The sequence below is a fragment of the Saccharothrix syringae genome, assembly GCF_009498035.1.
GTDB classification, from domain to species: Bacteria; Actinomycetota; Actinomycetes; order Mycobacteriales; family Pseudonocardiaceae; genus Actinosynnema; species Actinosynnema syringae.
This window is the reverse complement of the sequence record NZ_CP034550.1, coordinates 9,533,059-9,550,743: the sequence shown is the minus strand read 5'-3', so window position 1 is coordinate 9,550,743 and position 17,685 is coordinate 9,533,059. Positions and strand designations below refer to the sequence as shown.

Below are 17,685 nucleotides of genomic sequence, written 5' to 3'. Positions count from 1 at the left end.
TTGTCCCGTACCCTTGACCGGCTGGTCGTGGTAAGTCCCCCGCCAGCAACCACACATCATGCCTGAGCACCGTCACGCCGCCGCGCGTCCCGCAGCCACCGGGCCCTGGGTCTTCGACACCAGGGACCTCGGGCGTCGTGCGGGCTCCAGCCGCAGGGTGGGCAGGACGGTGCCGGCCGAGGGTCTCGGCCTGCTGGGCGTGATCGCGGTACCGGCGGGGGGCGTGGTCGAACTCGACCTCCTGCTGGAATCGGTGGTCGAGGGCGTGCTCGTGACGGGCACGGCCAGGACGGTGGTCGAAGGGGAGTGCTCGCGCTGCCTGGAGCCGCTGTCCGCGGAGGTCGAGGTCGAGCTGACCGAGTTGTACGCCTACCCGGACAGCACGACCGACGAGACCACCGAGGAGGACGAGGTCAGCCGTCTGCACGACGACCTGGTCGACCTCGAACCCGTGGTGCGCGACGCCATCGTGCTCGCGCTGCCGCAGGTGCCGCTGTGCTCGCCGGACTGCCCCGGGCTGTGCGTCGACTGCGGCGGGAAGCTGGCCGATCTCGGCCCCGACCACGGGCATGAGACGATTGACCCCCGGTGGGCCGCTCTCCAGGAGCGGTTCGGCGGGACTCGTGACAATCCAGAGGAGAACTAGTCGTGGCCGTCCCGAAGCGGAAGATGTCGCGCTCGAACACGCGCTCGCGCCGCGCTCAGTGGAAGACCGCTGCCGTGCACCTGGTGGCCTGCCAGAACCGGGCCTGCCGCCAGCCGAAGCCGCAGCACGTCGCCTGCCCGGCCTGCGGCCAGTACGACGGCCGCCAGGTCGTCCAGCCGGCCTGACCTCCCTGGCGAAGCGAAGGTAGCGTCGCGACGTGGGGGGTAGGTCGTCGCGTGGTCGGTCCGCCGACCGCGCCCCGTTGCTCGAAGCGCTCGGCGTCCCGTTGGACGCCGAGCTGCTGACGCTCGCACTGACGCACCGGTCGTACGCGTACGAGAACGGTGGGCTGCCGCCCAACGAGCGACTGGAGTTCCTGGGCGACGCGGTGCTCGGCCTCGTCGTTACCGACCACCTGTACCGCACGCACCCGGACCTGCCCGAGGGGCAGCTCGCCAAGCTCCGCGCGAGCGTGGTGAACATGCACGCCCTGGCGGGCGTGGCCCGCGGTCTGGGCGAGGACGGCCTGGGTGGTCACCTGCTGCTCGGTCGGGGCGAGGAGCTGACCGGCGGCCGGGACAAGGCGAGCATCCTCGCGGACGGCCTGGAGGCCGTCATCGGCGCGGTGTACCTGCAGTTCGGCATCGACACCGCGCGCACCTTGGTCCACCACCTGTTCGACCCGCTGCTGGCCGAGGCGCCGCGGCGCGGTGCCGGCCTGGACTGGAAGACCAGCCTCCAGGAGCTGACCGCGTCGGCGGGTCTGGGCGTCCCCGAGTACCGGGTCGACGACCAGGGACCGGACCACCGCAAGGAGTTCACCGCCACGGTGTTCGTCGGTGGCCGGCCGCACGGCACCGGTGACGGGAGCACGAAGAAGGAAGCCGAGCAGAAGGCGGCCGAGGCCGCCTACCGCGTGCTGCACGAACGGGTCCAGGCGGAGCGGGAAGCCGCCGCGTCCGGGAACGGGCACGCGCCCAACTCGGCGAACACGCAGACTTCACCTACTCAGGAAGACTGACGCCGAAATGTATGCCGCGAACGTCCGGACGAACCGCCGTGCGCGTCGCACGCGCCCGTCCCGCCCGCTGAACGCCTCCCGCAACGGCGGTATCCAGGGTCTCGTCCTGGTGCGGGACGCCGCCCAGAACGGTGGCTGGATGCTCAAGCCCACCAAGCCGCAGGCCGCCGCCTACGAGCTGCTGGAGGAGCTGGAGCGCGCCGAGGCCGCCGACCGCGAGACCGACACCCCGGCCGAGGGCTGACCGGCTCCCCGTGCCCGAGCTGCCCGAGGTAGAGGTCGTCCGCCGGGGCCTGCACGAGCACGTCGCCGGGAGGACCGTCGCCGCGGTCGAGGTCCTGCACCCACGAGCGATCCGCCGCCACCTGCCGGGTGCGGCGGACTTCGCCGTGCGCCTGACCGGTCAGACCCTGCGTGCCGCGCGCAGGCGGGGCAAGTACCTGTGGGTCGACCTGTCGGGTGGCGACGCGATGCTGGCGCACCTGGGCATGAGCGGCCAGATGCTGGTCCAGCCGGTCGGCGCGCCGGACGAGAAGCACCTGCGGGTGCGGGTCAGGTTCGCCGACGACGGCCCCGAGCTGCGGTTCGTGGACCAGCGCACGTTCGGCGGCCTGGCGCTGGCCGAGATCGTCGAGGTCGACGGCACGCCGCTGCCGCGGCCGGTCGCGCACATCGCGCGCGACCCGATGGACCCCGCGTTCGACGCGGACGCCGCGGTGGCCGCCCTGCGCCGGCGGCGGACCGAGGTCAAGCGCGCCCTGCTCGACCAGACGCTGGTGTCGGGCGTGGGCAACATCTACGCCGACGAGGCGCTGTGGCGGGCGCGCCTGCACGGCCTGCGGGCGACGGACAAGCTGGGCCGGGCCAAGGCCGCGGAGCTGCTGGCGCACGCCGCGCAGGTGATGCACGAGGCGCTGGGCGAGGGCGGCACCTCGTTCGACGCGCTCTACGTCAACGTGAACGGCCAGTCCGGTTACTTCGACCGGTCGCTGGCCGTCTACGGCAGGGAGGACGAGCCCTGCAGGCGGTGCGGGACGCCGGTGAGGCGAGAGCCTTTCATGAATCGTTCTTCGTATTCGTGCCCCCGCTGCCAACCGCGCCCGCGCGGGTAGCTACCGGGGCGGGTCGGCAAGCCTTCTCAGCAGCGGGGTCATCGACCGCAGGGTTTCCCGCTCCTCCGGGCTGAGGCGGGAAAGCCGTTCCGACAGCAACTCGGCCTCCCCCTGCGCGAGCGACACGATCGTGTCCCGGCCGAGGCCGGTCAGCTCGACGATGGTCGCCCGCCCGTCGGCGGGGTCGGCCTCCCGGCGCACCAGGCCGTTGGCCTCCAGGCCGGTCACGACGGTGGTCGCCGTCGGCTGTGAGCACAGCGCCCGCACCGCGATCTCCCCTATCCGCATCGGGCCCTGCGACGCCAGTTCCGCCAGCACCAGGAGCTGGGTGGGTTGCAGTCGCCGGGCGGACGTGGACTGGCGCAGGCTCCGGATCAGCCGGTGCACGGCGACCACGAGTTGTAACGCATCCTGATTGGTCACACTGGTGGTCATCAAAGACCTCCTCGCGGCTCACCGTGAGTGAGCAAGTGTCCGAATTCGGACAGGACATTCGCACTATCGCAGTATCCCTGTCCAGAGAATGGATTCATTCGCACCCGGATGTACTCACTGTTTCCGCATCGATGCGGAGATGAACACCTCAAGATGGCATAAACGGCCGAACGAGGTACATCAAGGGAGCATCAGGAAGTGCGCGGAACGTGGTCGAGCCCGGCGCCGCCGGGCGGGCCGGGCGTAGTGTCTCAGCGTGACGAAGGTGCTGGTGGTCGACGACGAGCCGCAGATCGTGCGCGCGTTGCGGATCAACCTCTCGGCCCGCGGCTACTCGGTGCTGACCGCGCACGACGGCCTGGCCGCGCTCAAGGTGGCCGCCGAGGGCAAGCCCGACGTGGTGGTGCTCGACCTGGGCCTGCCCGACGTGGACGGCACCGACGTCATCGCCGGGCTGCGCGGCTGGACGACCGTGCCGATCATCGTGCTCTCCGCCCGCGTCGACTCCACCGACAAGGTCGAGGCGCTGGACGCCGGCGCGGACGACTACGTGACCAAGCCGTTCGGCATGGACGAGCTGCTGGCCCGGCTGCGGGCGGCGGTGCGGCGGGCGGCGGTGGTGGAGGGCGAGGACGCGGTGGTGGAGACGGCGTCGTTCACCGTGGACCTGGCCGCGAAGAAGGTGCGCCGCGACGGCGCCGAGGTGCACCTGACCCCGACCGAGTGGGGCCTGCTGGAGATCCTGGCCCGCAACAAGGGGCGGCTGGTGGCGCAGAAGCAGCTGCTCCAGGAGGTGTGGGGGCCGCAGTACGCGAAGGAGACGCACTACCTGCGGGTGTACCTGGCCCAGTTGCGCCGCAAGCTGGAGCCGGAACCCGCCCACCCCCGGCACCTGGTCACCGAGCCGGGGATGGGCTACCGCTTCGAGCCGTGAGGCGGTTCGGACGAGCGGGACGCTGTCGCGAGCCCGCGCTCCCGGCCCACGCCCCGACGCCGCGCTCCCGGCCCGCGCCCCCGGCCCGCGCCCCGACGCCGCGCCTCCGGCCCTGCGCCCCGGCCCCGCGCCCCGCGCCTCCGACGCCGCGCCTTCGGCCCCGCGCCTCCGACCCTGGGGCCCACCCCGCCCTTGGCCGCGGCCAGGTTGGGCTACCGCTTCGAGCCGCGGGGCGATCCGGTCGAGCGGGCCACCGCTCCGAGCCGCGCGCCTCACCCCGCCGGCAGCACGGGGTGGCGCTCGAACAGCACGGTGCCGCGCACGATCAGCTCCTTGTAGCGAGCCGCCGCCCGCCCGGTGAGCACGCGCTCCACCGGGCTGTCGTCGGCGCGCACGAACTGGATCAGGCCGTCGCGGCGACCGAGGCTGACGCACTGGTTGCGGTACCGGAAGCGCAGCGGTCGGGGTTCCCGACCGGCCATGCGCGCGGCCAGCGCCCGCACCGCCTGCTGGGCCGTCGGCAGGCCCGTCGCGCACGCCATGCGCAGCTCCAGCCCGTCCGGCAGCCGGATCGCGGCCGCGTCGCCGATGCCCAGCACCTCGGGGTGCGAGACCGAGGCCAGGGTCTCGTCGACGAGCATGCGGCCCCTCGCGTCCACCGCGAACCCCGCCTCCCGGGCCAGGTCGGGCACCCGGAAACCGGCCGTCCACACGACCGCGTCGGCCGGGACCAGCTCGCCGTCGCCCAGCACCGGGCCCTCGGCGCGGACCTCGGCGACGGTCACCCGGTCGCGCACCACCACGCCCAGCCGGTCGAACACCCCGCGCAGGTACCGCCTGCCCTTCGCCGACAGGGCCGCGCCCAGCTCGTCGCCGGTGACCAGCACGACCTCCAGGTCCGGGCGCGCCTCGGCCAGCTCGGCCGCCGCCTCGACGCCGGTCAGCCCGCCGCCGACCACCGCGACCCGCCGCGCCGCCCGCAGGGCCCCGGCCAGCGCCTCGGCGTCCTCCAGGGTGGCCAGCGGGTGCGCGTGCTCGGCGGCGCCCGGCACGTCGAGCCCGGCGCGGCTGCCCAGGGCGTAGACCAGCCGGTCGTAGGTCAGCTCGCCGCCGGTGAGCCGCACCCGCCGCGTCTCGGCGTCGATGCCGGTGACGCGGTCCACCACCAGCTCCACGCCCGTGCCGCGCAGCAGGTCGCCCAGCGGCAGGTCGCGCAGCCGCTGCCCGGCCGCGAGCTGGTGCAGCCGCACCCGCTCGACGAACCGGTCCCGCTCGTTGACCAGGGTGACCCTGGCCCCGGTCCACCTCGCCGCCAGCTTGGCCGCCGCCAGGCCCGCGTAGCCCGCCCCGACCACCACGATGTGCTCTGCCATGTCCCCGTCCTTTCTCGTCGCAGGTGGAGCGGGACGCGGGCCCCGGACGTGACGGCCCTAGGGTGTGAGGGGTGTCACTCGTCTCCACGACCCACACCTGGCAGCTGCCCGAGGCCGTGCGCGCGGAGGTCCGCGCCCTGCTCGACGAGGCGTTCGACGGCGACTTCTCCGCCGAGGACTGGGAGCACGCCCTGGGTGGCGTGCACGCCCTGGCCCGCGACGGGGACGAGCTGGTCGGGCACGGCGCGGTGGTGCAGCGCCGGGTGCTCCACCGGGGCCGCGCCCTGCGGGTCGGCTACGTGGAGGCCGTGGCGGTGCGGGCCTCCCACCGCCGCCGCGGCGTCGGCCAGGCCCTGATGGCGGCCCTGGGCGACGTGGTGCGCGGCGCGTACGACCTCGGCGCGCTCAGCGCCTCGGAGGAGGCCCTGGAGTTCTACGCGGCGTGCGGCTGGCAACCCTGGTCGGGGCGGACGTTCGCGCTGACGCCGGACGGCCTCCGGCGCACCGGGGACGAGGACGGCGGGGTGTTCGTCCTGCCGGTGGTGCCGGTCGACCCGTCCGGCGACCTGGCCTGCGACTGGCGCGACGGCGACGTCTGGTAGCGGCTAGTCGGACCCGGTGGTGGTGACGGGCGCGGTGGTCGCGGGCTGCGTCGGGGAGGCGGACGACGAGATCGGCCCCGGTGACGCCGGCGGGTCGCTCGGGGGGTTGCTCGGCGGCGCGGAGGTCAGCTGCGGCTGCGACGGCACCTCGACCGCGGGCGCCGGCTCCCGGCCCGGCTGGGGCCGCTCGTCCTCGCGCCGGGGGCCCTTCGCCTCGTCGGGCCGGGGCACGGCCACCCGGGTGGACACGGTGACCACGACGGTGGACGTGCTGCCGTCCGGCGCGGTGGTCACCGACGTCTCGACCACGTCGCTCACCTCGGCCCTCGGCGCGGGCGGCACGGCCTGCGGCCCCTCCGCGGCCAGCATCGACGCGAGGGTGGCGATCACGGTGGCGACGACGGCACCGCCCGCGGCCAGCAGCACCACCGAGGAGACCTTCTTCTCCGGTGACGCTTGATGATCTTCCTCGAACAACGCCATCTCCCTGTGTGAACCCGGTCGGATGGTCGGGTGTCCGGGTTATCGGCGGATGGCCGGGAAGACCTCATCGTTGGAGCGGCCCACCACACGATGGTGTGGTGGGCCGCAACCGCGAGGCGCGGAGGTCGTTAGGACGTGCTCGACACGGTCGTGGTCGTGGTGGCCGCCGTGGTCGTCGTGGGCTCGCTCGACGGCTCCGTCGTGGGAGGGTTCGAGGTCGAGGAGTTCGTCGGCTGGGTGTTCGTCGGCTGCCCGCCGGTGTTGGTGGGCTGGGTCTGGGTGTCCTCGACCGTGGTGGTCGTGGTGGTGCCGTCCGGCCGGGTCACCGTGGTCACGCGCGTGCGGCGGGTGGTGGTGGTCGCCGCGGTCGTGGTGCTGGTGCTGTCGGTCGTGGTGGTCGTCGTCTCCGCCGTCGTGGTGGTGGCGGAGGTCGACTTGGACAGCGGCACCGTGGTCAGGGTGTTGCGGGACACCACGTCCTCGCGCGGCGTGGGCGCGGCGGGCGCGGCACCCGGGCTCGCGCCCGCGATCGAGGCGATCGCGGCGAACACCGTCGACACGACGACCCCGGACGCGGCCAGCAGCACGGGCGGTGACACGCGCGGGCGCGGGCGGTCGGGCTCCGGGGTCTCGTACAACGGTGCTCCCATGGGTCGCTCGGTCGGGGTCTACCAGCCGAAGTTCTGCGTCCAGTACCAGCCGCGGGTGTCCAGGCCCACGCCGATGGTGGTGAAACCGCAGTTGAGGATGTTGCGGCGGTGGCCGTCGGAGTTCATCCAGGCCCGCATGACCTGCTCGGCCGAGCGCTGGCCCTTGGCGATGTTCTCGCCGCCCGGGCTGGGGTAGCCCGCGGTCCGCATCCGCTGGGCGAAGTCCACGCCGTCCGGGGTGGTGTGCGAGAAGTAGTCGCGTTCGGCCATGTCGGTGCTGTGCCCCTGCGCGGCCTCCACCACCCGCTCGTCGACGGTCAGCGGCTTGCAGCCGGCGAGGTCGCGCGCCTCGTTCACCAGGGCCACGACCTCCTCCGCCGGCGTCGCCTGGACGGGCGGGGTGGTGGTCGGCGCGACCGACGACGTGCTGGGCGCGGTGGTGGTCGTCGCCCCGGTCGTGGTGGTGGTCGTCGCGCCGGTGGTCGTCGTGGTCGGGGTGGTGGTGGTGGTCGTCCCGGTCGTGGTCGTCCCGGTCGTCGTGGGCACGACGACGACCGGCTCGTCGGTCCGCGCGGGCTCGCCGATGCCGCCCACGCCACCGACGCCGGTGTTGTTGTTGTCCGGACCCGCGCTCTGTGCTGCGCTGTTCCCGACGAACGGGGCCAGCTGCTCGGGACTGGCGAAGGCGACGCCGGTCGCGCCGGCCGCGCCGAGGAGCAGGCCCACGAGTCCGCCGATCACGGATCGGTTACCGCGCCGTGCACTCACGGTCGCGCACCGTACCACTACCGAGTGAAGGAACCACTACCGAGTGAACGACAGCATGTCCATCGAGCCTGATGAGGAACGCACGGTTCGCCTGACCGCCTGGGTGCGGGGACACGTCCAGGGGGTCGGTTTCCGGTGGTGGACGAGGTCCCGGGCGCTGGAGCTGGGCCTGGTCGGCTCGGCGGCCAACCTGCGCGACGGCCGGGTCGAGGTGAACGCGGAGGGGCCGGCCGCCGCCTGCCGGCGGTTGCTGGCCGCGCTGCGCTCCGGTGACACCCCGGGCCGGGTGGACTCGGTCGTGGAGCGCTGGTCGGAGGCGCGCGGCGGCGCCACGGGTTTCGTGGAACGTTGAACGCGGGACCGGTCCGTGGCGTAGTACACCGATGTGGACCGTGGCGAAGATGTCGTCAGGCAGCTGTACGGCCGTTGGCGCGGCCCGCTGCACGGCTACGTCCTGCGCATGGTCGGGGGTGACCACCAGCACGCCGAGGACGTGGTCCAGGAGACGCTGCTGCGGGCCTGGCGGCACGCCGACGAGCTCACCCCGGCCGACGCGGGGCCGTGGCTCTACACGGTGGCGCGCAACCTGGTCATCTCCGGCTTCCGCAAGCGCGGCGGCCGGAACTCGGAGGTGCCCATCGAGGCCGAGCACCTGCCGCCGGTCTCCGACGCCGTGGACCACGTGCTGCAGAGCTGGCAGGTGGCCGAGGCGCTGCGCTCGCTGAGCGCCGACCACCGCAACGTGGTGGTCGAGCTGTACTACCGCAGGAGGTCGGTGGCCGAGACGGCGACGGTGCTGGGCATCCCGGCCGGCACGGTCAAGTCCCGCTGCTTCTACGCGCTGAGGGCCCTGCGGGACGCGCTGGAGGAACGTGGGGTGACCAGGTCGTGAGCTGCACGCACACCGTCGTGCTGGGCGCTTACCTGCTCGGCTCGCTCGACCCGCCGGAACGGGCCGACTTCGAGCTGCACGTGCCCGGCTGCGCCACCTGCCGCCGGGAGATGGTGCGGCTCGCGCCGCTGCCCGGCCTGCTGGGCCAGGTGCGGCTGGAGGACCTGGAGCTGCCCTTCGACGACCCCGCCCCGGAACCCGCGCTGTGGCCGCTGCCGCCCCTGCCGGAGCCGGAGCCGGCCGCGCCGCGCCGCCGGGTGCGGTGGTCGCTGCTGGTCGGCGCCGCCGCGCTGGTGCTGGTGGTGCTCGGCGCGGTGCTGCTGGTGCCGCCGCTGCTGCGCGACGACGCGCCCGCCGGCGTCACCTGGCAGGCCGCCAACAGCTCCTCCGGTGCCGCGGCCAGCATCGACCTGGTCGCCAAGAGCTGGGGCACGGAGCTGTGGATGACCATGCGCGACATGCCCGAGGGCGCGCGCTGCGCGCTGATCGTCCACGACCGCGCCGGCCGCACCGAGATCGGCGGCTGGTGGGGCACCGACCACCCCGACGACGAGCGCATCCCCGGCTCGACGTCGTTCCGGGTGGAGGAGATCGAACGGCTCGACGTGGTGGTCGACAAGCAGGTCCTGGTCTCGGTGCGGCCGTGAACGGGCAGGTCAGCGCGCCCGCGCTGGACGTGAGCGGTTCTTGGGTACGCTGCCGGGCGTGCACCTCAAGAGCCTGACGCTGAAGGGCTTCAAGTCCTTCGCCTCGGCTACCACGCTGCGCTTCGAGCCCGGCATCACCTGCGTGGTCGGCCCCAACGGGTCCGGCAAGTCGAACGTGCTCGACGCGCTCCGCTGGGTGATGGGCACGCAGGGCGCCAAGGACCTGCGCGGCGGCAAGATGGAGGACGTCATCTTCGCCGGCACGTCCGGCCGCGCGCCACTCGGCCGCGCCGAGGTGACCCTGACCATCGACAACTCCGACGGCGCGCTGCCGATCGACTACGTCGAGGTGTCGATCACCCGCCGGATGTTCCGCGAGGGCGCCACCGAGTACGAGATCAACGGCAACTCGTGCCGGTTGATGGACATCCAGGAACTGCTCAGCGACTCCGGCATCGGCCGCGAGATGCACGTGATCGTCGGCCAGGGCCAGCTCGCCGCGATCCTGGAGTCCAAGCCGGAGGAGCGGCGGGCGTTCGTCGAGGAGGCCGCGGGCGTCCTCAAGCACCGCAAGCGCAAGGAGAAGGCGCTGCGGAAGCTGGAGGCGATGCAGGCGAACCTGACCCGCCTGACCGACCTCACCGCCGAGCTGCGCCGCCAGCTCAAGCCCCTGGGCAAGCAGGCCGAGATCGCCCGGCGCGCGCAGGTCGTGCAGTCCGAGCTGCGGGACGCGCGGATGCGCCTGCTCGCCGACGACCTGGTGACCCAGCGCGAGGCGCTGGCGCGCGAGGAGCGGGACGAGGCGGCGGCCCGCGCCCGGCGGGCCGAGGTGGAGAAGTCGCTCCAGCAGGCGCAGCTCCAGCAGAACGAGCTGGAGGACCAGGTCGCGGCCGACGCGCCGCGGCTCCAGCAGGCCCAGGACACCTGGTACCGGCTCTCCGCGCTGGAGGAGCGGCTGCGCGGCACGGTGCGGCTGGCCGTGGAGCGGGAACGGCACCTGTCGGCGGCCGTGGAGGCGCCGCGCGGCGGGCGCGACCCGGACGAGCTGGAGGCCGAGGCCGAGCAGACCGCGCTGCTGGAGCAGGAGCTCCAGGACGGCGTGACCGAGGCCCGGGTCGGGCTGGCCGAGGCCGTGGAGACCCGCGCCGAGCTGGAGCGCGTGGTGTCCGCGGCGGAGAAGGCGCACCTGGCCGCCGTGCGCGCGATCGCCGACCGGCGCGAGGGCCTGGCCCGGCTGTCCGGGCAGGTCGAGGCGCTGCGGTCGAAGACAGGCGCGACCGCCGAGGAGATCGAGCGCATGTCCACCGCGCTGGCCGAGGCGGTGGAGCGGGCGGAGGTGGCGGCGCAGGAGCTGGCCGAGGCCCGCGAGGTGACCGGCACCGAGGACGAGGACGACGAGGGCCTGGACGAGCGGCACCGGCTGGCCGTGGAGGCCGACGACGCGGCACGCGCGCGGGTCGAGGAGCTGGTCAGGGCCGAGCGCGCGGCCGAGCGCGACATCGCGTCGTGGAAGGCCAGGGTGGACGCGCTGTCGCTGGGCCTGACCCGCAAGGACGGCGCGGGCGCGCTGCTGGCGTCCCGGCTGCCGGGCCTGCTCGGGTCGGTGGCGGCGCTGCTGACCGTCGAGCCGGGCGCCGAGGTGGCGCTGGCCGCGGCCCTGGGACCGGTCGCGGACGCGGTGGCGGTGGCCTCCGGCGCCGACGCGGTGGCCGCGCTGGAACTGCTCAAGGAGCAGGACGCCGGGCGCGCCGGGCTGCTGATCGGCGGCTCCGGCGAGCCGGACCGCTCCGGTTGGCCCGCGCTGCCCGCCGGCGCGCGGTGGGCGGTGGACGTGGTGCGGGCGCCCGAGGCGCTGCGGCCCGCGCTGCACCGGGCGCTGGACCGGCTGGCCGTGGTCGACGACCTGGCCGGGGCGCGGGCGCTGGTGGCCGGGCACCCGTCGGTGCGGGCGGTGACCCGCGAGGGCGACGTGCTGGGCGAGGACTGGGCGGTCGGCGGGTCCGGGCGCAGCCAGAGCGTCATCGAGGTCCAGGCCGCGGTGGACGAGGCGTCGGAGAAGCTGGCGCTGGCCGAACGCGCGCTGGAGCAGTCCGCGGCCGCCCTGGAGGGCGCGCGGGCCGAGCAGCAGGCGCGCCGCGCCGAGGTCGCCGCGCTGAAGGAGCAGCTGAACGAGGCCAAGGTGCGCCGCGCCCGGTCCTCGGAACGGCTCAACCGGCTGGCCGCGGCGGTGCGCTCGGCCGAGGCCGAGGCGGAGCGGGCCCGCGCGCAGCGCGCGAAGGTCGAGGCCGCCCGCGAGGAGAACCTGCTCCGGCTCGCCGAGCTGGAGGAGCGCCTGCTGGTCGCGCAGGAGGAGCAGGAGCTGGAGGACGAGCCGGACACCGCGCACCGCGACGAGCTGGCCGCGGAGCTGGCGTCCGCCCGGCAGGGCGAGGTGGACGCGCGGCTGGCGCTGCGCACCGCCGAGGAGCGCGCCCGGGCGTTGCAGGGCAAGGCGGAGGGCCTGCGGCGCGCCGCCCGCGCCGAGCGCGAGGCGCGGGAACGCGCCCAGCGGGCCCAGGCGTCCCGGGCGCGGGGCGCGGTGGTGGCCAAGGCCGTGGTGCGCGGCGGCGAGCTGGCGCTGGAGCGGATCGCCGAGTCGCTGGCGCGGGCCGCCCGCGAGCGCGACGCCGCGCAGGAGCGCCGGACCCGGCGCGAGGCGTACCTGGCGCAGGTGCGCAGCCTGGTCCGGGAGATGTCGGTGGAGCTGGAGAAGCTGACCGACGCCGTGCACCGGGACGAGGTGCTGCGCGCCGAGCAGCGGATGCGCATCGAGCAGCTGGAGACCAAGGTCGCCGACGACTTCGGCATCGGCCTGGAGGACCTGGTCGCCGAGTACGGGCCGGACGTGCCGATCCCGCCGTCGCCGCAGGAGGTGGCCGAGTACGAGGCCGCCAAGGAGCGCGGCGAGGCGGTCACCGCGCCGCAGCCCATCCCGTACGACCGCGACACCCAGGCCCGGCGCGCCAAGCGGGCCGAGCGGGACCTGTCGCTGCTGGGCAAGGTCAACCCGCTGGCGCTGGAGGAGTTCGCGGCGCTGGAGGAGCGGTACAAGTTCCTGTCCAACCAGCTGGAGGACATCAAGGCGACCCGGCGCGACCTGCTGACCGTGGTCAAGGAGGTCGACGACAAGATCCTGGAGGTCTTCACGTCGGCCTACGAGGACGTGGCGCGCGAGTTCGAGGTCGTGTTCAAGGTGCTGTTCCCCGGCGGGGAGGGCCGGCTGGTGCTGACCGAGCCGGACGACATGCTCACCACCGGCATCGAGCTGGAGGCCCGCCCGCCGGGCAAGAAGGTCAAGCGGCTGTCGCTGCTGTCCGGTGGCGAGAAGTCGCTGGCGGCGGTGGCGATGCTGGTCGCGATCTTCCGCGCGCGGCCCTCGCCGTTCTACGTGATGGACGAGGTCGAGGCCGCGCTGGACGACACCAACCTGCACCGGCTGATCGGGCTGTTCGAGCAGTTGCGGGAGAGGTCGCAGCTGCTGATCATCACGCACCAGAAGCCGACGATGGAGATCGCCGACGCGCTGTACGGCGTGTCGATGCGCGGGGACGGCATCAGCCAGGTGATCTCGCAGCGGTTGCGGGGGCGGGAGGAGAAGGCGGCCAAGCCGAAGGAGAAGGCGACGGCGGGGGCCGAGCCCGAACCGGAGGCCGAGCCCGAACCCGAGCCGGCCTGACCGGGATCAGCGCCTGCCACGCCCGCGACCACCACGACGGCGACCAGCACCATGCCCAGCGCGATCAGCAGGTCGCGGCGGATGCGCTCCTCGGTGACCCACTTGTCGATCGTCCTGACCCACCGGGGGTTCGTCGGCTCGCGGTCGGTCATGGGCGCATCCCTCCACTTGGTCGGACCTGCACCCGGTACAACGCTTCGGGGAGCACGGATCTCAAGAGGGCGGGCCGTCGGAAGCGTTCCCCCTCTACTTCCGACGGCCCGTCGCTTCTTGGTGCCGACCCCCCGAGGTCGGCACCATCCCTCTTACTCATCTTCCGAGGGACCTGTTTCCTGGTCCGGGCCGAGTCACCCGGTTCGCGCTAGCGGGACTTCTCCCGGAGGTAGGCGATCGCGTCGCGATCTCCCGCTTCCGCCGCGCGGCACCACCACGCGACTGCCTCCTCCGCTCGTTCCTGCAGTTCGAGCAGCTCCGCGACACGTCGGGCGCTCGCCGGATCTCCTTCCCCCGCGCGCCGCAGGCACGCGATCAGCTCGTCGTCAACGTCCGGCCGGTCGTCCCGACCACCGGGGATCGGACCCCGGCCCACCCGGTGGCGGGCCGGGGTTCCGGTGGCGGCGTCAGGCGTCCGGACCACGCCGAGCGCGTCGAGCGCACCGGTCAGGATCGCGTCCAGGTCCACCCCGGACACCTCCCGCTCGACCGCCTCGGCGTCGCTCGCGAGCAGGTCGTCGAAGCGCATGCTCGCCTCCCCATCAGTTCTCCGCTGCCTTGAGCACCTCCAGCAGCAGCCGCTTCGCGCTGGACAAGTAGGTGCTCACGGTCGGCGTGCCCAGCCCCAGCCGGTCACCGATCTCGCCGGGGCTGTAACCGCCGTAGTGCCTCAGGAAGAAGATCTCCGCGTGTCGTTCGGGGATCTCCGCCAACGCCCACCGGAGCAGGTCGAGCGTGACGACGCGGTGCTCCGGGCCCGCGCACGGGTCCGGCACGTCGACGTCGGCCACGGGTCCTGATTCGCGCCGCCGGGACCTGAGGTGGTCCCGGAAGGCGTTGACCAGGACCCGGAACGCGTACGCCGGGCTCTGCTCGACGAGGCCCGGGTTCGCCGTCCAGGCGGCGTGCAGCTTGATCAGCCCGCACTGGACGGCGTCCTGGGTCTCCGCGTGGTCGCGCAGGCGGCTGTAGGCGTAGCGGTAGAACGGCCGCCAGTGCTTCCGCGCCACTCCGGTGAAACCGGCCCGGTCCTCCGGGCCCTTGCTTCGTTCGTCGGTCACCCGGTCACCACCCCGGAAGGGGTGGCGGGGACGCCGGGCGTCGGGTGGTCGTGGTGCGCCAACCCGGCTCCCAGCGGTCCCGGACGACCTGAAGTTCCCTGACGCGAGGCCATCGGGAACCCTCCTCGGTGCGACTCGGGGGAGCCTGCCCGCCCTGTTACGGGCAGGCGAGGACCAGGAACTCCCTCGGACGCGTCAACGGAGGGGCGCCCCCGGATCTCAACCGACCGGGCGCGGGACCACTCGAACGGCCTACCGGCGCGCGTCCAGCCGCGCGGCCTCCTCCGGCGTCGGCGCCGTCCCGCCCAGGTGCGCGGGCTGCCACCACTGCCCCTCACCCGACTCCGGGTACCGCTGCTGCGCCTCGTCCAGCAGCTCCTGCATCCGCTTGCGCAGCGCGTCGTCCGTGGTCGGCTCGATCGGCTCGCCCACGACGATCGTCACCGGCACGTGCCGCTGGGTCAGGCTCTTGGGCCGCCCCTTGGTCCACAGCCGCTGCGTGCCCCACAGCGCGGTCGGCAGCAGCGGCACGCCCGCCTCGGCGGCCAGCCGCACCGCGCCGCTCTTGACCTCCTTGACCGTGAACGACCGGCTGATCGTCGCCTCGGGGAAGATCCCGACGACCTCGCCCGCCCGCAGCGCGGACAGCGCCTGCTGGTAGGACGCCTGCCCGGCCTGCCGGTCGACCGGGATGTGGTGCATGCCACGCATCAGGGGCCCCGACACGCGGTGCTCGAACACCTCGTGCTTGGCCATGAACCGCACCAGCCGCCGGGCGGGCAGGGCACCGAAGCCCGCGAAGATGAAGTCCAGGTAGGACACGTGGTTGGCGGCCAGGACGGCCCCGCCGGTGGTCGGCACGTGCTCGGTGCCCTCCCTGGCGATGCGCAGGTCGAGCACGCGGAACATGAGCTTGCACGCGGCGATCACCGGCGGGTACACGCGATCAGGCATGGAACCCAGCGTACGTTACTGGTCAGTAGTCCCGCTGCTGTCGCGCTCGCGGACGACCTTGGGCGCGCCCGCCAGGTCCTCCTCGTTGCACAGCAACTTCAGGTTGTAGTACGGCGAGCCCTTCGTGTCGTCGTAGTCCAGGTGGACCGCGATGACGTCGACGGCCTCGCCGAGCCAGTCCTGCGTCTGCCGCAACCAGGTCGCCGCGCGCTCCAGCGCGCTGGGCAGGTCGTCGTCCCGGAACTCGACCGGCCGATAAGGAACGTCCTGCACCTTGTCACGCTGGTTGGCGGGCATCGGGAGGTCTACCGCCACCCCGCTGTCGTTGAGCTCCAGTTGGATCGTTTCCTCACTCACCCTCCCAGGGTTCCCCAACGCCACCCCACCGGCAACACCTGTCCCTCATCCCAGCGCGATCGGCAACTCGGCGAGCCCGCTCACCAGCACCCGCCGCCACGCCAGCTCCTCCACCGGCCGCGCCGGCCGCAGGTCCGGGAACCGCCGCAGCAGCACGCCCAGCGCCTCCTGCAGCTCGACGCGCGCCAGTTGCGCGCCCAGGCAGAAGTGCGGGCCGGTGCCGAGCGCCAGGTGCTGGTTGGGCGCGCGGCCCAGGTCCAGCTCGTCCGGCGCGGGGAACGCCCGCGGGTCGCGGTTGGCCGAGCCGATCGACGCCATGACGCCCTCGCCCGCGCGCACCACCACGCCCGCGACCTCCACGTCCTCCAGCGCCACCCGCAGCTGCCCGACCTCGCTGAGCCGCGTGAACCGCATCAGCTCCTCGACCGCGCTCGGCACCAGCCCAGGCTCGGCCACCAGCCGCTCCCAGTGCCGCCGGTCGCGCAGCAGGGTGGCCACGAAGCTGGTGATCTGGTTGGCCGACGTCTCGTGCCCGGCGACCAGCAGGTTCAGCGCGAACGCGACCAGCTCGTCGTGGGTCAGCGGGGTGGCGCACAGCTCGTCGAGCACGTCGTCCGACCGCCCCGCCGCCCGCTTCCCCGCCACCAGTGCGCCCATGTACTCCTTCAGGCTCGCCATGGCGGCCTCGACCCGCGGCCGCTGCGACACCTCCAGGCTGTAGGACAGCTCCACCCAGTCGCGGAAGCGCTCGCGGTCCTCGTACGGCACGCCGAGCAGCGTGCAGATCACCTGGATCGGCAGCGGCAGCGCGAACACCCGCCGCAGGTCCGCGCCGTCCACCACGTCGTCGGCCAGCTCCTCGCACAGCCGCCGCACCCACGGCCTGGTCGCCTCGACCCGCCGGTGCGAGAACGCGCCGGACACCAGCTTGCGCAGCCGGGTGTGCTCGGGCGGGTCGGTGGTCGGCAGGGTGCCGGGCAGCGGCCTGGACACCCCCACCCGCGGCGCGCCCTCCGCCACCACGGCCGCGCGCGAGAACCGCGGGTCGGCCAGCACCAGCTTCACGTCCTCGTAGCGGGTCACCAGCCACACCAGCGCGCCCGCGAGGGTGCGCACCCGCACCGCGGGCGCCTGCTCGCGCAGCCGCGCCCAGGTGGGGGAGGGGTCGAAGGAGAAGGCGTCGGGGAAGGGGATGTCCAGGACGTCGTCCGTCATGCCACCGACGCTAGGAGCCCGGGGGCGCGCCGTGCCAGCGCCAGTCGGTGCGCACGGGCAGCTCGCCCAGCGGGACCCGGCCGTTGGCCCACAGCAGGGTCTCCACCGGGTCGCGGTCGGTCGGCGCCTCGGGGAACAGCCGCGCCAGCACCTTCGCGGCGTACTCGGCGGGCGGCTCGAACGCCACGCCCAGCCCGCGCCCGGCGTCGTGGGTGTGCACCAGCATCTCGTCGCAGGCCATCGCGGCGAACCCGGCCGCGTCCGCCACGCCCCACGGGTGCCACCCGCGCGCGCCCTCCGGCACGGTCGCCACCACCGACGCGAGCACGGAGGCGGCCGCCTCCAGCGTCCGCACCAGGTCCGCGGGCGGGCTGTCGGCCCGCACCCCCACCTCCACCGAGCGCAGCTCCACCGGCCCCGCCGCCAGGTCGGTCGAGTACCAGAGGAGGCAGTCGCAGACGTGCGCCACCGTCCCCGCCGCGGACCAGCCCAGGCCGGGCACGACCGCCGCCCAGTCCGCCTCGACCACCCCGTCCAGGAACGCCGAGCAGTGCGCGGCGACCTCCGTCACGTCCTTCGCGTCCACGACCAGAAAACTCCCTCGCGT

General features: G+C 73.8%; 22 protein-coding genes. 11 read left to right on the top strand and 11 right to left on the bottom strand.

Annotation, left to right across the window (positions count from 1 at the left end; genetic code table 11):
• Window positions 1-58 precede the first annotated feature (58 nt).
• From EKG83_RS40145 to mutM, 5 genes are all read left to right on the top strand, one after another.
• Window positions 59-646 carry a YceD family protein gene (locus EKG83_RS40145; protein ID WP_033431493.1) on the top strand — a complete coding sequence of 196 codons (588 nt, stop codon included), beginning with the start codon at window positions 59-61 and terminating at the stop codon, window positions 644-646.
• Between the two features lie 2 nt (window positions 647-648).
• A complete protein-coding gene (rpmF, locus tag EKG83_RS40140; RefSeq protein ID WP_033431492.1) occupies window positions 649-831 on the top strand; it encodes a 50S ribosomal protein L32 in 183 nt (60 codons plus the stop codon).
• A gap of 32 nt (window positions 832-863) precedes the next feature.
• Window positions 864-1,667, top strand: coding sequence for a ribonuclease III (gene rnc / locus EKG83_RS40135; protein WP_051765953.1), 804 nt, complete (start codon window positions 864-866; stop codon window positions 1,665-1,667).
• Window positions 1,668-1,776: 109 nt separating this feature from the next.
• On the top strand, window positions 1,777-1,911 hold the full coding sequence (locus EKG83_RS49320; RefSeq protein WP_265590304.1) for a hypothetical protein: 135 nt from the start codon (window positions 1,777-1,779) through the stop codon (window positions 1,909-1,911).
• Between the two features lie 10 nt (window positions 1,912-1,921).
• Window positions 1,922-2,779, top strand: a complete 858-nt coding sequence (mutM, locus tag EKG83_RS40125; protein ID WP_033431490.1) for a bifunctional DNA-formamidopyrimidine glycosylase/DNA-(apurinic or apyrimidinic site) lyase — start codon at window positions 1,922-1,924, stop codon at window positions 2,777-2,779.
• Here mutM and EKG83_RS40120 read toward each other — a convergent pair whose 3' ends face one another.
• A complete protein-coding gene (locus tag EKG83_RS40120; protein WP_033431489.1) occupies window positions 2,780-3,214 on the bottom strand; it encodes a MarR family winged helix-turn-helix transcriptional regulator in 435 nt (144 codons plus the stop codon).
• A 256-nt stretch (window positions 3,215-3,470) separates the two neighbouring features.
• Here EKG83_RS40120 and EKG83_RS40115 point away from each other — a divergent pair, with 256 nt between their 5' ends.
• Window positions 3,471-4,148 carry a response regulator gene (locus EKG83_RS40115; RefSeq protein ID WP_033431488.1) on the top strand — a complete coding sequence of 226 codons (678 nt, stop codon included), beginning with the start codon at window positions 3,471-3,473 and terminating at the stop codon, window positions 4,146-4,148.
• A 272-nt stretch (window positions 4,149-4,420) separates the two neighbouring features.
• On the opposite strand, the gene EKG83_RS40110 is transcribed toward EKG83_RS40115, so the two are convergent.
• Window positions 4,421-5,521, bottom strand: a complete 1,101-nt coding sequence (locus EKG83_RS40110; RefSeq protein ID WP_051765951.1) for an NAD(P)/FAD-dependent oxidoreductase — start codon at window positions 5,519-5,521, stop codon at window positions 4,421-4,423.
• A gap of 71 nt (window positions 5,522-5,592) precedes the next feature.
• Here EKG83_RS40110 and EKG83_RS40105 point away from each other — a divergent pair, with 71 nt between their 5' ends.
• On the top strand, window positions 5,593-6,123 hold the full coding sequence (locus tag EKG83_RS40105; protein WP_033431487.1) for a GNAT family N-acetyltransferase: 531 nt from the start codon (window positions 5,593-5,595) through the stop codon (window positions 6,121-6,123).
• A 3-nt stretch (window positions 6,124-6,126) separates the two neighbouring features.
• Here EKG83_RS40105 and EKG83_RS40100 read toward each other — a convergent pair whose 3' ends face one another.
• The 3 genes from EKG83_RS40100 to EKG83_RS40090 all read right to left on the bottom strand — a co-directional run bounded on the left by EKG83_RS40100 (window position 6,127) and on the right by EKG83_RS40090 (window position 7,997).
• The gene (locus EKG83_RS40100; RefSeq protein WP_153278734.1) at window positions 6,127-6,606 is read right to left on the bottom strand and encodes a hypothetical protein; all 480 of its coding nucleotides are present in this window, start codon (window positions 6,604-6,606) and stop codon (window positions 6,127-6,129) included.
• 128 nt (window positions 6,607-6,734) lie between these two features.
• Window positions 6,735-7,256 carry a hypothetical protein gene (locus tag EKG83_RS40095; RefSeq protein ID WP_153278733.1) on the bottom strand — a complete coding sequence of 174 codons (522 nt, stop codon included), beginning with the start codon at window positions 7,254-7,256 and terminating at the stop codon, window positions 6,735-6,737.
• Between the two features lie 18 nt (window positions 7,257-7,274).
• On the bottom strand, window positions 7,275-7,997 hold the full coding sequence (locus EKG83_RS40090; RefSeq protein ID WP_033431484.1) for a CAP domain-containing protein: 723 nt from the start codon (window positions 7,995-7,997) through the stop codon (window positions 7,275-7,277).
• Window positions 7,998-8,079: 82 nt separating this feature from the next.
• Between EKG83_RS40090 and EKG83_RS40085 the strand changes: the two genes are divergently transcribed.
• Genes EKG83_RS40085 through smc form a run of 4 tightly spaced genes read left to right on the top strand, consistent with a single transcriptional unit; the run spans window position 8,080 to window position 13,278 of the window.
• Complete coding sequence (locus EKG83_RS40085) at window positions 8,080-8,376, top strand: acylphosphatase (RefSeq protein WP_033431616.1); 297 nt, start codon at window positions 8,080-8,082, stop codon at window positions 8,374-8,376.
• 33 nt (window positions 8,377-8,409) lie between these two features.
• Window positions 8,410-8,916 carry a sigma-70 family RNA polymerase sigma factor gene (locus EKG83_RS40080; protein ID WP_033431483.1) on the top strand — a complete coding sequence of 169 codons (507 nt, stop codon included), beginning with the start codon at window positions 8,410-8,412 and terminating at the stop codon, window positions 8,914-8,916.
• Window positions 8,913-9,563, top strand: coding sequence for an anti-sigma factor family protein (locus EKG83_RS40075; protein WP_033431482.1), 651 nt, complete (start codon window positions 8,913-8,915; stop codon window positions 9,561-9,563). Before EKG83_RS40080 ends, EKG83_RS40075 begins: the two co-directional genes overlap by 4 nt.
• Window positions 9,564-9,621: 58 nt before the next feature.
• A complete protein-coding gene (gene smc / locus EKG83_RS40070; protein ID WP_051765948.1) occupies window positions 9,622-13,278 on the top strand; it encodes a chromosome segregation protein SMC in 3,657 nt (1,218 codons plus the stop codon).
• 361 nt (window positions 13,279-13,639) lie between these two features.
• Here the strand turns inward: smc and EKG83_RS40065 are convergent, their stop codons facing one another.
• The 6 genes from EKG83_RS40065 to EKG83_RS40040 all read right to left on the bottom strand — a co-directional run bounded on the left by EKG83_RS40065 (window position 13,640) and on the right by EKG83_RS40040 (window position 17,664).
• Entirely contained in the window at window positions 13,640-14,020 is a 381-nt protein-coding gene (locus tag EKG83_RS40065; protein ID WP_033431481.1) for a hypothetical protein, read from the bottom strand.
• Between the two features lie 13 nt (window positions 14,021-14,033).
• Window positions 14,034-14,552: an RNA polymerase sigma factor gene (locus EKG83_RS40060; RefSeq protein WP_051765946.1), complete on the bottom strand. Its 519-nt coding sequence runs from the start codon at window positions 14,550-14,552 to the stop codon at window positions 14,034-14,036.
• A gap of 252 nt (window positions 14,553-14,804) precedes the next feature.
• Window positions 14,805-15,506 carry a lysophospholipid acyltransferase family protein gene (locus EKG83_RS40055; protein WP_033431480.1) on the bottom strand — a complete coding sequence of 234 codons (702 nt, stop codon included), beginning with the start codon at window positions 15,504-15,506 and terminating at the stop codon, window positions 14,805-14,807.
• Window positions 15,507-15,521: 15 nt separating this feature from the next.
• A complete protein-coding gene (locus tag EKG83_RS40050; RefSeq protein WP_033431613.1) occupies window positions 15,522-15,863 on the bottom strand; it encodes a hypothetical protein in 342 nt (113 codons plus the stop codon).
• A 45-nt stretch (window positions 15,864-15,908) separates the two neighbouring features.
• Window positions 15,909-17,078 (bottom strand): cytochrome P450, encoded by a 1,170-nt coding sequence (locus EKG83_RS40045; RefSeq protein ID WP_033431479.1) that lies wholly within the window; start codon window positions 17,076-17,078, stop codon window positions 15,909-15,911.
• Window positions 17,079-17,088: 10 nt separating this feature from the next.
• On the bottom strand, window positions 17,089-17,664 hold the full coding sequence (locus EKG83_RS40040; protein ID WP_033431478.1) for a maleylpyruvate isomerase N-terminal domain-containing protein: 576 nt from the start codon (window positions 17,662-17,664) through the stop codon (window positions 17,089-17,091).
• Between the last annotated feature and the right edge of the window lie 21 nt (window positions 17,665-17,685).